This is a genomic window from Pseudomonas sp. BJP69, from assembly GCF_007633355.1.
GTDB lineage: Bacteria > Pseudomonadota > Gammaproteobacteria > Pseudomonadales > Pseudomonadaceae > Aquipseudomonas > Aquipseudomonas juntendi.
Genome location: NZ_CP041933.1, coordinates 3,632,947 through 3,646,874, shown reverse-complemented (window position 1 = coordinate 3,646,874; position 13,928 = coordinate 3,632,947). Strand labels below are relative to the sequence as shown.

13 protein-coding genes are annotated in these 13,928 nt (G+C 60.8%); 2 read left to right on the top strand and 11 right to left on the bottom strand.

The window, feature by feature from the left end:
* Positions 1-6: 6 nt before the first annotated feature.
* The 11 genes from tssI to tssB form a co-directional block, all read right to left on the bottom strand.
* On the bottom strand, positions 7-2,049 hold the full coding sequence (tssI, locus tag FPB55_RS16880; RefSeq protein ID WP_144188741.1) for a type VI secretion system tip protein TssI/VgrG: 2,043 nt from the start codon (positions 2,047-2,049) through the stop codon (positions 7-9).
* A gap of 71 nt (positions 2,050-2,120) precedes the next feature.
* Positions 2,121-2,642, bottom strand: coding sequence for an Hcp family type VI secretion system effector (locus tag FPB55_RS16875; protein WP_144188739.1), 522 nt, complete (start codon positions 2,640-2,642; stop codon positions 2,121-2,123).
* Positions 2,643-2,774: 132 nt separating this feature from the next.
* Positions 2,775-3,566: a type IVB secretion system protein IcmH/DotU gene (gene icmH, locus FPB55_RS16870; protein ID WP_232961630.1), complete on the bottom strand. Its 792-nt coding sequence runs from the start codon at positions 3,564-3,566 to the stop codon at positions 2,775-2,777.
* Positions 3,567-3,630: 64 nt separating this feature from the next.
* A complete protein-coding gene (gene tssK, locus FPB55_RS16865; RefSeq protein ID WP_144188737.1) occupies positions 3,631-4,968 on the bottom strand; it encodes a type VI secretion system baseplate subunit TssK in 1,338 nt (445 codons plus the stop codon).
* Positions 4,969-5,020: 52 nt separating this feature from the next.
* A complete protein-coding gene (tssJ, locus tag FPB55_RS16860) occupies positions 5,021-5,815 on the bottom strand; it encodes a type VI secretion system lipoprotein TssJ (RefSeq protein WP_009686341.1) in 795 nt (264 codons plus the stop codon).
* On the bottom strand, positions 5,812-6,366 hold the full coding sequence (locus FPB55_RS16855) for an FHA domain-containing protein (RefSeq protein ID WP_054905713.1): 555 nt from the start codon (positions 6,364-6,366) through the stop codon (positions 5,812-5,814). Before FPB55_RS16855 ends, tssJ begins: the two co-directional genes overlap by 4 nt.
* The gene (gene tssG, locus FPB55_RS16850) at positions 6,363-7,379 is read right to left on the bottom strand and encodes a type VI secretion system baseplate subunit TssG (protein ID WP_029887180.1); all 1,017 of its coding nucleotides are present in this window, start codon (positions 7,377-7,379) and stop codon (positions 6,363-6,365) included. The genes FPB55_RS16855 and tssG overlap by 4 nt, the downstream gene beginning before the upstream one ends.
* The gene (gene tssF, locus FPB55_RS16845; RefSeq protein WP_144188735.1) at positions 7,343-9,109 is read right to left on the bottom strand and encodes a type VI secretion system baseplate subunit TssF; all 1,767 of its coding nucleotides are present in this window, start codon (positions 9,107-9,109) and stop codon (positions 7,343-7,345) included. Before tssF ends, tssG begins: the two co-directional genes overlap by 37 nt.
* 3 nt (positions 9,110-9,112) lie before the next feature.
* Complete coding sequence (gene tssE / locus FPB55_RS16840) at positions 9,113-9,523, bottom strand: type VI secretion system baseplate subunit TssE (RefSeq protein WP_009686345.1); 411 nt, start codon at positions 9,521-9,523, stop codon at positions 9,113-9,115.
* Positions 9,520-11,010, bottom strand: coding sequence for a type VI secretion system contractile sheath large subunit (tssC, locus tag FPB55_RS16835; RefSeq protein WP_144188733.1), 1,491 nt, complete (start codon positions 11,008-11,010; stop codon positions 9,520-9,522). The genes tssE and tssC overlap by 4 nt, the downstream gene beginning before the upstream one ends.
* 16 nt (positions 11,011-11,026) lie before the next feature.
* Complete coding sequence (tssB, locus tag FPB55_RS16830) at positions 11,027-11,530, bottom strand: type VI secretion system contractile sheath small subunit (protein ID WP_144188731.1); 504 nt, start codon at positions 11,528-11,530, stop codon at positions 11,027-11,029.
* A 369-nt stretch (positions 11,531-11,899) separates the two neighbouring features.
* On the opposite strand from tssB, the gene vasI reads away from it, so the two are divergent.
* Together vasI and tssA are read left to right on the top strand one after the other, a co-directional pair.
* Complete coding sequence (gene vasI, locus FPB55_RS16825) at positions 11,900-12,481, top strand: type VI secretion system-associated protein VasI (protein WP_009686348.1); 582 nt, start codon at positions 11,900-11,902, stop codon at positions 12,479-12,481.
* Positions 12,469-13,920, top strand: a complete 1,452-nt coding sequence (tssA, locus tag FPB55_RS16820) for a type VI secretion system protein TssA (protein ID WP_054881750.1) — start codon at positions 12,469-12,471, stop codon at positions 13,918-13,920. Before vasI ends, tssA begins: the two co-directional genes overlap by 13 nt.
* Positions 13,921-13,928 lie beyond the last annotated feature (8 nt).

Genomic DNA, 13,928 nt, shown 5'->3' with positions numbered 1-13,928 from the left:
ACCCCTTCAGTTAAGATCGACATCCTTGCCGTTGATTTGCACAGACCCTGTGGCACTGAAGTCAAAGTTGCTGCCGTTGATCAGCACGGTTCCGTCGGACTTCATGACCAACGACGCTTTCCCAACCGTGATGCTGAGTTCGTCGCCTGCTGTGATGTTGAAGCGGTTGCCAACGATCACGGACTTGTGAATGCCTACCTGCTCGCTTTGGCTAAGACCAACTGTCGTGTTCATTGCCGCACCGACACTGACCTGGTAGCCCGCGCCAATGGTCAACGCCTTGGCCAATGCGATGGTCTCGGTCTTGTTGGCACCGATGGTCACCCTACGGTTGGCGCCAATGCTGATGGTTTCGTTCTTGCCAACGTCTTCGGTGCGGTGGTCGCCGATGGAGATGGTTTCGTTATGGTCCACCCGCTCGCTGCGGTCATTGCCGACCAAGGTGGTTTCGTTGTGTCTGACGACGTTGTTCTGGTCCTTCTCCGCATGGATAAACACTTCCTGTCGACCCAGCTCGTCCTCGAACCGCAGCTCGTTGAAACCATCACCCTTGTGGGTCTGGCTCTTGATGGTCATGCGGGTTTTGTGGTCGGGCAGGTCGTAGGGCGGCAGCTGGTTACCGCAATAGGTGCGCCCGGTGATCATCGGCTGGTCCGGGTCGCCGTTGACGTACTGGATGACCACGTCCTGCCCGATGCGCGGGATGGCCATCGAGCCCCAACTGCCACCTGCCCACCCTTGGGATACACGCACCCAGCAGGAGCTGAACTCGTCGTTGTTGCTCTCCCGGTCCCAGGGGAAGCTGACCTTGACCCGGCCCCATTCGTCGCAGTAGATCTCCTCGCCCGGAGGGCCGACCACGGTTGCCATGTGCGGGCCATCGACTCGAGGCTTGTCCAGCGGAGGGGGGCGCCACTCGGTTCTGCCGGGTACCAGTTGGGCGGTTTGCTCATAGCGTGTGCTTTGATCGATGCCGGCTGCTTCTTCCTGGAGGCTGGTGAACTGGCTGCCCTTGTGAGCCACGCTGTTCACGCGCCAATGCACATTTAGGTCGTCGCGAGGGTGGCCTGTGAGTGTGAAGCTCAGGCCAGGCTGCAGCCTGACGTCATCCCCCTGCACCTGCGCGATGCGCACATCATGGCGCAGGGCGGTGATCCGGTTTTCGGTGAACGGCTTGCCCACGGCATCGCGCTTGTAGCGGCCGGGGTAGTCGAAGCGCTCGTAGTCGCTGGACTGGTGTTCCAGGAAAGCGCCTGAAGCACGGTGTTCCTGGCGATACGCCGGGTTGGTGAAGGTGTAGTCGCGCTGTACCTGTCGCGAGGTTCTGACGTGCTCGCTGTAGCAAAAGCGCCGCAGGCAAGGCCTCGCCTGATCGCCGCCACTGTCGGACTGATACAGCACGGTGTCGGGGTCGATAACGTCTTCGCCGTCGAAGAAGCTTTCGTCACCGTTGTCGGTCTTGAGCGCCCCATGGCTGATCAGCCCGAGGGATAGCAGCTGATCCGTGATGATCAGCTTATGCAGGGTTTCACTGTGCTCGAAGCGATAGACAAAGCCCTCTTCAGCCGCCAGGCGGGCGATGAAGGCAAGGTCGGTCTCGCCCGCTTGCACGCAGAACTCGCGCACGTGGTGATCCCTGATCGCGCGAAGCTCGTATTGAACGATGCCTTGACGCTCGAGCATCAGCTCAAGAATCTGCGGCACGGTTTTTTGTTGGAAGATGCGCCAGTTAGAACGCAGTCCGGCGCGAGCCAGAACAGGTTCGACTAACGCATGGTAGTAAGTGCGATGGAAGCCACTTTCCCCTTGGCTAAGACTACTGACCAACCCATGTACGTAGCGTACGGGTCGTTCACCGTCCCAGATCGTGAAGACGATCGGCTTATCCAGCAACTGGCCGAAATCGATGTCCGGTTCGAAGCTGATCAATTTCAGTTCGAGGGTGAAAGGCGTGCTGATCGCTTCCTTCAGTTCGAACGACACCACTTCAAATTCGGCATTGCCAACCAGTGGCTGAAGGCTGTAACGGAGGTTGGATTGACGAGGCATGGGAAGTCCTGTTTCGCTGACCTGGTCTTTGCAGCCCGGGCAGTATTCCTGCCCGGGCTGGTGTCGTTGAATCAGACAGCCTCTATGGGTTTACGCCAGTCATCGGAACCCGCCGTGCTGGCAGTGATGTGCTCCCATTCAATGCCGCGATAGCTCATCGAAACGTTGACGAACTGAGTGAAGTCTTTGTTCTCCGGCTTTTGGACATGGGGCATCTCCAAGTCGATGTCGACGATGACGGCATCGATCAACTTCGTGCTGAAGAAGCGTTCTTGCTTGCCCTCAATAGACGTGCGGTACCAGCTGATTTCCACATTAGGTAGCAGTTCTCCAGTGGACAGTGCGCTGTACATAAGAGGCACCGCTTTATTAAGAGAACACGTGATTATCAGGGGCCCGTGAACACGCTGCCCAGCAGGCTGACCGCTTTGGGGGTCGGTGGGCACGGTTATCTTGTGTTTGAGTGCCTGTACCAGCATTTGATCTTCGTGCCCCAGAACGAAGATGTTGCCAACTGATTCGGCGGTGAAGGCATCCTTAGTGATGTTCCCTTGAGTCTTACCTTCAATGGAGATGTAAGCGGGTGTTGGCATGGCAGTTTCTCCTGCGTCCATGTGGAAAAGCACGCGCACAAGCGGCTGCGTGGCCATCGGAATCGATGGGCTTGTTCAACGGGGCAAATGCCCCGTCAATTCGTTGAATACGTTCGTGCCGACTGCCGGCGGCTACTGCTGCAAGATGCTGTCGAGTGACTGCAGCACCTCATGGGTGATCAGGTGCAGCCGGTAGCTGTAGATGCCGTAGGCCGTGGCCATCGCAAGGGCGGAAAGCACCAGAGGGCTCCACCAAGGCCATTGCCGGTTCATGCGGAAGTTGCGCGGGGCAACGTTGCTGTAAGGGTCGCAGACCGTTGTCGGCGTAGGCCCACGTAGCTCCCGGATGATTGCGTGGAGCTGGTGAATGAGGGTGTTCAGCGTTTCGTCGCCTTTGGGGGCGAGGCCATACTTGCCTTTGAGCCCCAGGCACAGAATGAAGTACATGAACTCCAGCACGTCCTGGTACCGCTGGGGTTCTTGCATCAGGCGCGAGATCACGGTGAAGATCTTTTCGCCGCCAAAGGTTTCGCTGTGGTAGATGCTGAGCAGGGGCTCCTGGCTCCAGAGGCTTGCTTGGCCCCAGGGCCTCTCCATCACGGCTTCATCGATGAACAGGCACAGGCCATAGGAATAGGCCAGAAGTTGCGTGGCCTCGTAGCCATGCTGACGCAGCTCTTGCTGAATATTTTCGATCTGGTTGCGCACCTGCCGGTGCACCTGTTCGAGGTTGGGCAGTGTATCGAGCGTGCGGATGCGCATGACCAAGCCGAGCAAAGGGGCGGCGGCGTCCAGCATCACGTTGCTGTAGCCGCCCCGCAGTTGGAAATCCGGATCGGCTGGGTAGCCTTCACCCGCCGGATCGGGTTCTGGCGTGGGTGTCGAGCATCCTGCCCCCTTTGTGCCTGAAGTGTTTTCAAGCATCCAGCGCAGCTGCTCGACTTTCGCAGGTGCGCTGCCATCGCCCGGGTGGTCGTTCGCGTGCATTTCACTCACTCCTGATTGCCCAGAACTGCAACTCGAGCCCGGGGAATTCCCCGGCGATATGAATTCCGAAACCGTTGGCCGTGTTCATGCAGGCCCAGGCCGGGTCGCGGCGGTCGAGCCCGAAATAACTGAAGCCCGCATGGAAGGGCAGCTCGCGCGGCGCCACCGGCAGCGGTTGTAGCGCAATACCGGGCAGTTGCTTGTGCACCAGGTCATTCAAGGTTTCCAGGGACGTGACCTTGGCCTTCTGCATGAACAGTTGGCGCAAGGTCGGCGGCGGCATGTCTGCACCCACGGCGAGGATGAAGTCCGCGTTATCGATCAGGCGGCGGTCTTCGAGCGTCGTCGTCATTACCCCGTAATCCAGCGCGTCCAGCGGTAGGGAGACCGCCCGCGGCTGCAGGACCGTACCCAGGGCGCGGCGCAACGTGTCCTGCAGGGGTTTGAATGACGCACGCAATGCGCTGTGCTGGTAGGCGGGGTACTCGGCAGGCAGCCGGCTTTCGTCGGTGAAGGTCACGAACTCGCCGCACGCCTGGCTCATGTGCAGGTACAGCTGCTCAGGGTGTGTCTGCCCCTGCCTGGCCAGGTGCTGGAAGCACGGCCACCAGCGGTTCATGGCTTGCAACAGGTTGAAGTCGCGGATATCGGCGATGCCGGATTGGCCAGCAGCACCGATTCGGCTGGCCAGGTTGCGTGAGCGCTCGCGCAGGGTGTTGGTGATTTCTTCGAGGTAACGCTGCAGTGCGGGCACAGCCCGTACCGAGACGCTGGTCGGGTAGAACCCTTCGTCGAGTTGCAGGCTGCCATCGGGACGCCGCTCCAGGATACGTGCCAGTGCCAGGCGGGTGTAGGCGCTGCTGTCGTCAGCCTTGCGCTTGAGTTGCAGGTTGGGCACTGCCAGATCGACCTGGGCCAGGTCGCCATCGGCGCTGTGGGTGTCCTTGATTTCCTGGGGCTGAGCGCTGTAGCGGAAATTGGCGGCGTTGTCGGGCCAACTCACCTCTCGACCGCCCTCGGTGCGCAGCGGCAGGCACAGGTAAACCTCGCTGTCCTTTGCGCCGTCGTCGTCGATTTCCAGCGGCGGCGGCGGCGGCAGGTCTGCCGGAATGTCGAACACCGTACCGTCCGGCATGATGCCGCGGGCGCGGGTGATCGCGACCTTGCCCAGGCTCAGGTATTCCTCGTTCAGTTGCAGCTCGCTGAAGCCATAGAAGGCCGCGTTCAGGCTGGCCAGACGTTGGTGCTGGGCTGCTTCAGCGGCGCGGGTAGCCTGCTGGAAATGCTGCGGTTTGACGAACAGGCCTTCAGGCCACAGGACGGGATTACGTGAACTCATGAGCGCTCCGTGTCAGCGTGAGTGAGCGAGAAGGGCAGGGTTGCAGGCGCCATCAGTCTTGCTCCTTGAGCAAAACCTGCGTGTCGTTGAGCAACACCGACAGGATGATCTGGTGGCCCCGCGGTGGAATGCGCAGTACCTGGTTCCAGGTGGCATCGTCCTGGTTGCGGTAATCGGCGATCACGGCAACGAAGCGGGTCTCGGGCTCGATGGCGGTAAAGGGAATGAACTTGAACTGCCCAGGGTGCAGCAGATAATCGTCATCGCGAATATAGGTACTGCGCAGCGCCTTGGCGGGGTCTTTGTCCAGCAGCTCATAAAGGCTGTTGCGCAGCAATGAGTCGTCGCGCAGTTGCAGGATCTTGATAGCCATGGGCGTAGCCACCGCTTCGGTGGCCGGCGTGGTGCTGCGCGGTAAGGTCAGCACCATGTTCGCGTCTTCGTAGCGGCCGGGTGTGCTGTGCTCGAAGGGCGAGCGAAGCGGGAGATCGGCCTCCTCCTCTGGTAACTCGACAGGCGAGGCGGCCGGGTACTGCTCCTGCAGAAACTCGAACAGGGTGCCGACCTTCTCGGCCAGGGCGTAGGGGTCGCCCGCGCTCAAGGTGACTGCGTAGGGGCTGGGGGCCAGGCTGCTTTCTTGCTCGGCCAGCACGTCCACACTGCTGGGGTTGCTGTTGAGTGTCGGGCTGGCGTTGATGCTGAAAGCAATTTCGGTAGGGTGATCTTTGGGCGGCCCGACGGGTATCGAAGGGTTCAGCGCCACTTGGCCCATTTTGCCCAGGGCGGTGCAGCCCGAGAGCCCGATCAGGGTTGCCAGAAGCCCGGCCACCAGTGAATGACGCGTCATGGGTGTTCTCCTGCAACCAGGCGGTCCAGCGGGTCCTGCGCCGTGGCTTGCGTCACCGCGTCCAGTGCTGCCAAGGGATCGTTGCCCATACCTTGGGCGAATACCGAGCAAATCTCGGCGACCGGGGCCGTTGCGGGCTGGGCAGGCCAACGCTCTGCAGGTGCATCCAGGATGAATTGGTCGAGCACCCGTGAGTCGGGGTTGAATAACGCTTCCAGCGAACGGGCATCCGCTGGCGACAGCTGGACCAACAGCCGATAAGCGCCGACCCGAAGCCGGTCGCCCTCAAGCAGCCGTCTGGCTGAGCGCGTGCCCAGGCTGCCCAGGTTGTCGTTCAGGTAGGTGCGCCCGCAGCGGTCGATGACGCAGAAGCTACCTTCGAGCCAACGGATCTCGCAGTGGATCGGTGCCACGCTCTGTGCACCGTCATTGATCAGCCACGCGGCCCCTACGCTGCCGATGGTGCCGCCTGCGCGATCGAATGTGTGCCGGGCCGTGACGTTGTGCTGCAACTGGTCGAGGTTGGTGATGTTCAAGGTCAATGTGCTCATGAGCGCCCCCGAAAGCGCACCACGGGGCTGATCTGGCCATGGCGGTCATCGGTGAAGCTGGTCCAGCCCAGGTGGGCGCCCTGGCTCGGGTGCAGGCAGAAGGGCGACAGCGCGTTCTGCTGCAGCCGCAATTCCAGGTCGTAGGCCAACCCATCGCGCAGCAGGAAGTCGATCAAGGCGCGCAGGCGATTGAAGTTGATGCCGCTGGGCAGCAAGCCGCGCAGTTGGGTTTGGTCCAGCTCGCTGATCACGATGGTGAACTTGCTGCTGCGCGTTCGCGTGCGGCTGCCGACCAGGAACGAAGTGCCCAGCTCGCCGTTGCTGCAGCCAAGGCTTACCAGTTGCCGGGTTGTCGTAGGCACCGAGCGGGTCTCGAACTCCCTGATGTGCACCTGTTTCAGGTCGAAGCAGTGGGCGATGATGCCCGCGACGGTGCCCGGTGCGCGGCTGCGGCTGGCGATGACACCGGCGAAGCTGAGCAGTCGGCTCCAGGGCAACGGCGTGTCGCCGCGCAGTTGTTTGTCATTCAACCCCAGCAGGGCAAAGATGTACTGGGAGAAGCCATCGCTGGCACCTGGCTGGAAGCGAATGTAGTAGCGGTACTTGCGCCACACGCGGTGCAGCAGGCTGAGCAGGTAGTGGTTGAAGAAGTCGAAAAAGGCCGGCCGCACACCGATACCCTGCGCATGCTCGTAGGCCACCTGCTCCAGGTAGTAGGCAGGCAAGGGTGAGTCAGTGCCATGCAGGCCCATGAAGGTGGCGCACACGCGGTAGCGGTCTTCTGCCCCGGGCATGCGTTCGGCTTTGTACACGTCGGAAACCGGAAACGTCAGCCGTGGGTCACAGGCCAGCCGCACGCGCAGCCGGGTGGCCTGGTCCGGCCAGCGCGGTTCCAGGTCATCCCCATGCAAGCCGTGCAGGCGCTCCAGCAACTGGTAGAAGTTGTACTGGTGTGCCTCGGCGAGCAGCCTGTCGGCTAGATCAGCGGTTGTTTGCCGGTCTGGATGGGCCATGTGTAGTGCTCGTTGTTGGTGATGTTGATCACTTCCAGTTGATGGAAGGAATTGATGCTGGCGTACAGGGCGAAGAAGTGCGCCAGCACGCAGCCGAACAGGTACAGGTCGCCTTCGCACAGGAAGGCGGCCTGGTCCAGCTTCAGCCGTGTGCGTAGCCCGCGAATGGGCTGGCCCTTGATCAGCCAATCCAGAGGCTCGGTCTGAACATCGCGAATGCCTTCCAGGCGCTTGTGGGTCGTGCGTGTCTGCTGCAGGTCGTGCAAGGCCACGAAGTCATAGGCACGAATCACCGCCTTCAGCGGCTCGGCAGACAGCAGCGACAGGTAGTTGAGCGACATGTTGGAAACCAGCGCCCACTGCAACTGGCCATCCAGCACTGGTCGGTAGGGGCGGGTGGGTTTGCAGATGTTGGTGTAGGTGGTCAGCGCCGGCGTGGCTTCGGAAATCACATCGATGTCGTCAACGCCCAGCGCCAGGGGCAGATCGCGGTTGGTGCAGGTCAGGTCGATGGACGCCGTTTCCAGCTCACCGGTGTAAGCGCTGGCATCGGCACGCACGAAGGCGATGCGATGTGTGACGCCCTCGCCGCGCAACGACTCCTCGAGGGTGTAGCGGTAGTACAACGCCGTGCGCCCTTGAGCATGCTCGATCTCATGGGCGAACGATTCGAACGGGCGAAACGTGCGTAGGTGTTCGCTGGTGCTGCCGGCTGTTGTGGTGCGGGTGCTGACCACCTTGTCGACACTGAAAATCTCATACGCATGCCGTTCTTTCCCTCTGGGGGTCAGCTCGGCAGGGGCCTGCCGATTGGAGAGGTCGATAGGTTCGGCGCTGTAGCTGAACAGGTTGACCGCCGGCGTGCAGAACAGGCGCAAATCCGCCATGCCGATACGCAACGAGGTAGGGAGCTGGCGGGTGAAGTGAAGTTCGATGCCCACCTGCCGAGTCGCTTGATCGGGCCAGACTTTCTGCAGTGCGCTAACGCTGAAGAAGTGGAAGCGCTTCGCGAAAACGAAGTATTCCTGCAGGATCCGATAGCCATCGAAGACGTTCTGCGGATAAGGCAGCAGCCCTTCGTTCGCGCTGAAGCCCGGAAAGATGATGCTGCTGGCCGGCAACCGGTGCACTTGGCCATCGATCGTTACCGCGACATGCTTGAGGTATTGAGCAAGCCACAGGTAGAGCGTGCGGGCTGTCTTGTCATCACCGCTCAAGTGGAAATCCAGGCTGTCGCAGCCGAGGGTGTTCAAGGGGCGCTCGACCAGGGTGCGCAGTTCGATGCGTGCTACCGAACTGTCGAGCGTCTGGGTAGCGCTGACCGATTCGATCTCGAACGGGTGGATGTCCACGGCCGTGCACGTACGAAATTCACAAGGCACGCCATCCACGGGCCTGGAGAACAACGGTGAGCCCTTGGGAATGCAGTGTGATTGGCTGAGCGCTTGCTTGAGTGGCGTGAACTGGATGATCGTGGCGCTCGGCAGGGGCCGCAGGTAATTGGGCCACAGCAACTGCAGCATGGGGTGCGTCAGCTCTGGCAGGTCATCCTCCAGCTTGAGGCGCAACTTGGCGGTGAGGAAGGCAAAAGCCTCCATCAGCCGTTCGACGTCCGGGTCGCTGCCACCTTTGCCCAGCAGCCGGGCAAGTTGTGGGTTGTCGGTAGCGAAGTCGTTGCCCAGTTCATGCAGGTAACGCAACTCTTCGCTGAATCGATCCTTGAGTGACATCGGTCACCTCACTCGGGTATGGCGGCTATGGCCGTTGACCAGCAGCTCCAGTTGCAGCTGCTCGTGGTGGTTGTTGACCTGCACCTGGCAGTCCAGCCTGAAATGCAGCTCCAGCGGGGCGTGACACGCGGGCATGGCCTTGAGCGCGCGCACGTGCACGCGCGGCTCGAAGCGCTGAATGGTGCGGCGTATGTCGGCACTCACTTGCTTCAACAGGTCGCCACTGCTTGTGGCATGCCCGTTGAAGTCATGCAGGCCCAGTTCAGGGCTGCTTTGTGAGCAGCCCTGACGTGCATTGAGTAGCGTTTCCAGGTGGCGCTTGATGGCGGCAATCTTTTCGGCAGCGTTTTCTTGCCGGGAAGGCGTGCGGGTAACAGACGGGTCCGTCACCAAGCGATTGAAAAAACCACTCATTCGGTATCAAGCCGGCCAACCAGCGAGATCTCGAAATTTGCGCCCATGTATTTGAAGTGCGGGCGCACGGCGAGCGAGACCTGGTACCAGCCCGGATCCCCGGCAACGTCCGAAACCACGACCTTCGCGGCCCGCAATGGGCGACGGCTGCGCACATCGGCCGAAGGGTTTTCCTGGTCGGCGACGTACTGCCTGATCCATTTGTTCAGCTCGGACTCAAGATCGCGGCGTTCCTTCCAGCTGCCGATCTGCTCGCGTTGCAGCACCTTGATGTAATGGGCCAGGCGATTGACGATGAACAAATAGGGCAGTTGCGTGCCCAGCTTGTAGTTGGTTTGGGCCTGCAGGCCTTCCGGCGTCTTGGGGAACTGCTTCGGTTTCTGGACCGAATTGGCCGAGAAGAACGCGGCGTTGTCGCTGTCCTTGCGCATGGTCAAGGCGATGAAGCCTTCTTCGGCCAGCTCGAATTCCTTGCGGTCGGATATCAGCACCTCGGTTGGAATTTTCGCTTGCAGTTGCCCCAGCGCCTCATACAGATGCACGGGCAGGTCCTCGACGGCGCCACCGGACTGCGGGCCAATGATGTTCGGGCACCACCGGTAGCGGGCAAAGCTGTCGTTGATGCAGCTGGCCAGCAGGAAAGCGGAGTTGCCCCACAGGTAGTTGTCGTGTCGCCCGTCGATGTTTTCTTCGTAGTTGAAGGTTTTGATCGGCTGTTCCTGAGGGTGGTAGGCCGAGCGGAGCATGAAACGTGGCCCGGTCAGCGCAACGTGCCGAGCGTCTTCGCTTTCGCGGAAGGCGCGCCACTTGGCATGCCGTGGCCCTGCGAAGATGTCTTTGATCTCCTTCAGGTTGGGCAGCTCTTCAAAGCTGCTCAAATTGAAGAAATCGGGTGCGGGGGCGGCAAGGAAGGGGGCGTGCGCCATGGCACCGACAGACGCCATGTAACTCAACAGTTTGATGTCTGTGGCAGCGGGGCCGAAGTGGTAGTTGCCCAACATGGCCGCCACCGGCTCACCACCGAATTGCCCATAACCTGCGGTGTAAACGTGTTTGTACATACCGCTGCAGGTAATATCGGCCGCATTCTCAAAGTCATCGAGCAGGTCTTCTTTGCTGACATGCAATACTTCAAGCTTGATGTTCTCGCGGAAGTCTGTGCGGTCGACCAGCAGTTTGAGGCTGCGCCATGAAGATTCAAGTTCCTGGAATACCGGCTGATGGAGGATGGCATCCATCTGCCGGCTGAGCACCCGGTCCAGCTCTGCAATCATCTGGTCGACGCGGTGTTTGTTGATGAGTTGATCTGGATCATTGCTTTTGAGTATTTCGGCAATAAAGGCCGATACACCTTGGCGAGCGACTTGATAGCCCTCTTGTGCGGGCACCAGTTTGGTTTCGGCCATGATCTGGTCGAGCAACGTGGCGCTGCTCAATGTTTCGCCCGACCGTTCAGCGGCGAGGGGAGTGCTGGTTGATTTTGCCATGGGACGCTCCGTTGTCTCAGTCTTCTTTTGGCGCCTCAAGCACCAGGTTCAACTCTTCGGCGAGTTGCTTGCGGGCCTGCTCGTTGCTCAGCAGGTGCTGCAGTTGCTTGCGGAACGCGGGCACGTTGCCCAGTGGGCCTTTCAGCGCCACCAGCGCTTCGCGAAGCTCCAGCAGCTTGCTCAGCTCCGGTACCTGGCGGGCGATACCGTCTGGTGCGAAGTCATTGAGCGACCTGAACTGCAGATGAACCGCCAGCTCCGCGTCGGCAGCCGTGGTGAGCATGGAGGGCACCGACATGGCCAGACGGACGTTGGCGTCATTCAACACATTGTTGAAGGTGTGCTTATCGATGCGCATGACCGTTCGGTCTTCCAGCGCGCGGGCGTCATCCAGGCCGAAATCGCCCATCACCAGCATCTTGTGCGGCAGCTCTACTTCGGCCTGTTCATCACCTGTGGCGGGCACGTATCGGATGTTGATTCGTTCTTTGGGTGCAACCGATCCTGTGGGCTTTGCCATCGCAGAATCTCTCCTTGGTTTGTGTGGGAAGTCCCTGATAGTTGTTCGTGAGTTCTGATTTAGTTTGTAGGAAATTTCCTTCAGACTTGATTACGATATAAACAAGAGCGAGGTAGTCATTGCCTCTTGCGTAAAAACCTTGCGCCTGAAATTGTTATTCAGTCGAGGGTCAAAGTGTAAAAAAATATTTGTTTGTATTTGCGATTTTTTATGAGCTAGTCTCTTGCCGCTCGCGGGCCGGAGTGCCCGTGATTGCGTTTAAATATCAGCGGAGCTGATACAGGGCATATGTACTATCGAGAGGGAATTTAATTGCGATGCCTGGCGAAACATACCTCTGGCGCAGGTCTTTTTCTGATAATCAATTGCATGCCACTGCCAGTGCATGCCGATCAGAATTGCTCGCGCATCGTATCCAACGTTGAGCGCCTGGCCTGTTTCGATCAATCCGCCGGAACACCTGCGCACCGCGTGGCCGCGCAGTGGTCGGCACCGGAGCAGGACTCCCCCACGGTGCGTCGGGTGCTGGCCTATGAAACAGGCCGAAATCCCGACGATTTGACGTTCCGGCTCACGCGTGAAGACGAGGGGCTGACGATTTCTGCACCCGCAATCGCTTCGGCTGCACCGCACCCCTACCTGGTAATCAGCTGTTTGCAGAACATCTCGCGGTTGCAACTGATCGCCGCACACCCCGTGGATGCCAGCCGGCTGACGGTGCGCTTGCAGGGGGAGCGTGGCGCCACCGCCGCGACGCCCTGGCAGGTGACGGAGAACGGTCAGGTGCTCGATGCCGGCCGCGGCCTGCCCGGAATCGAACAGATCAGGCAGCTGATCGGGGCCCGGCGCATCCAGGTTCACAGCGAAAACCCTGCCGTTGGCGGGTTGGTCTTCGACGCTCAGGGGCTTGACCCGCTTATCGGCGAGGTGCGCAAGGCATGTCGCTGGTAGCCGAGGTCAATGCACAGGAAATCGCCCGGTTGCTCAAAGCCATCGACGCGCAAGCACCGGCCGGCCTGTTCGATGTGGAGGATGAGACCTACCAGGCCATCGACCAGGAAATGGTCAAGCTGGGTGGCCTGCAGGAGGGCACTATCGATTGGGTGTACATCGAGGAAGCGTCGCGCCAGTACCTGGGGCAACAGTGCAAGCATCTGCGCATCGTGGCACACCTGAGTGCCGCATGGCTTCGCAGTGCTTGTTGGGAACGCTGGGCGCTCACGTTGACCTTGCTGGCCGGCATGGTCGAGCGCTACTGGGAGACGGCTTATCCCAAGCCAGGGCCCAAGGGTTACCTGGGTAAGCGCAAGCTGGTTGGCTTGGTGCTCAACCGCTTGAACGAAGCCCTGCCGCGCCTGGACCGTTTCACCTATAGCCCTGCGCATGCGGCCGGGGCGCAACAGGCGCTGCTGCGGCTGCAACAGCTGCAAGCCGTGGCCCTGCTGGACGACGCCATGCTCGATGATATGGCGCGGCTGCTACGCAAGCACTCGGAACGGGCGAGTGGCGCAGGCGAGCCTGCTGCGGCCAGGGCTTCGGCGCCCGTCATCAAGCCCGCGCCACTGGCCGAAGTCATCGCCACACCCATGCCCCGCGTGTCGCTAGGCAACGAGCGTGAATCACGAAGGGCGGTGCTGAGCATGGCTGAGCTGATCAACCAGCAGGACCCCTACGACCCAGCGGGGTATCAGTTGCGTCGCTTCGGCTTGTGGGCTCACATCCAGGCCGCGCCTCAGGCGGGGCAAGGTCACCGCACCGAGCTGATGGCGGTGCCGCTGGAGATCGCCGGCGATTATGAAGAGGCCATTGCCGGCAGCGTGTTCGACGCGGCGCTGCTGCAGCGGATCGAAAAAAGCGTGTCGGCTTGCCCCTTCTGGATGCGCGGCAGCTTGCTTGCGGCCACCACCGCCACACGGTTGGCAATGCCTGAGGTGGCCGAAGCCATCCGCGCAGCGACTGCCCGGTTCGTCCAGCGTATCCCTGCCCTGCAGCAGTTGTGCTTCAGCGACGGCACGGCGTTTCTGGACGACCAGTGCATGGCCTGGCTCAAAGGCGCAGGCCAGCAACCGCAAGCTGAAACGGCGCAAGAGTTCGTGGGCCTGCGCGAAGAACTTGTCAGCCAGTTGGAAAGCGGTGGGGTAGAGCCGGTTTTGCTCAGGCTCCAGGCCATGCAGGCAGATATTCGCGCGCCGCGTGAGCGCTGCCACACCACCGTGATCGCGGCCGATCTGCTGGCCGCGCGCGGCGTCTCGTGGCTGGCTCAGGACCTGTGCGCCAGTGTTGCCCGAACCATGCAGCAAACCATGGCCAGTGCCTGGGAGCCGGAGGTGTTCAAACGCCTGCAACAGCATGCCGCGCCTGATGCGTTGGCCGATCAGAACAAGGACTAGGACCCGCC

Coding starts and splice junctions, on each gene's coding strand:
- tssF (WP_144188735.1), bottom strand. CDS start 9,109: ATGTCACTCAAGGATCGATTCAGCGAAGAGTTGCGTTACCTGCATGAA.
- tssJ (WP_009686341.1), bottom strand. CDS start 5,815: ATGACGCGTCATTCACTGGTGGCCGGGCTTCTGGCAACCCTGATCGGG.
- tssG (WP_029887180.1), bottom strand. CDS start 7,379: ATGGCCCATCCAGACCGGCAAACAACCGCTGATCTAGCCGACAGGCTG.
- tssA (WP_054881750.1), top strand. CDS start 12,469: ATGTCGCTGGTAGCCGAGGTCAATGCACAGGAAATCGCCCGGTTGCTC.
- tssC (WP_144188733.1), bottom strand. CDS start 11,010: ATGGCAAAATCAACCAGCACTCCCCTCGCCGCTGAACGGTCGGGCGAA.
- FPB55_RS16855 (WP_054905713.1), bottom strand. CDS start 6,366: ATGAGCACATTGACCTTGAACATCACCAACCTCGACCAGTTGCAGCAC.
- icmH (WP_232961630.1), bottom strand. CDS start 3,566: ATGCTTGAAAACACTTCAGGCACAAAGGGGGCAGGATGCTCGACACCC.
- tssE (WP_009686345.1), bottom strand. CDS start 9,523: ATGAGTGGTTTTTTCAATCGCTTGGTGACGGACCCGTCTGTTACCCGC.
- vasI (WP_009686348.1), top strand. CDS start 11,900: ATGCCACTGCCAGTGCATGCCGATCAGAATTGCTCGCGCATCGTATCC.
- tssB (WP_144188731.1), bottom strand. CDS start 11,530: ATGGCAAAGCCCACAGGATCGGTTGCACCCAAAGAACGAATCAACATC.
- tssI (WP_144188741.1), bottom strand. CDS start 2,049: ATGCCTCGTCAATCCAACCTCCGTTACAGCCTTCAGCCACTGGTTGGC.
- tssK (WP_144188737.1), bottom strand. CDS start 4,968: ATGAGTTCACGTAATCCCGTCCTGTGGCCTGAAGGCCTGTTCGTCAAA.
- FPB55_RS16875 (WP_144188739.1), bottom strand. CDS start 2,642: ATGCCAACACCCGCTTACATCTCCATTGAAGGTAAGACTCAAGGGAAC.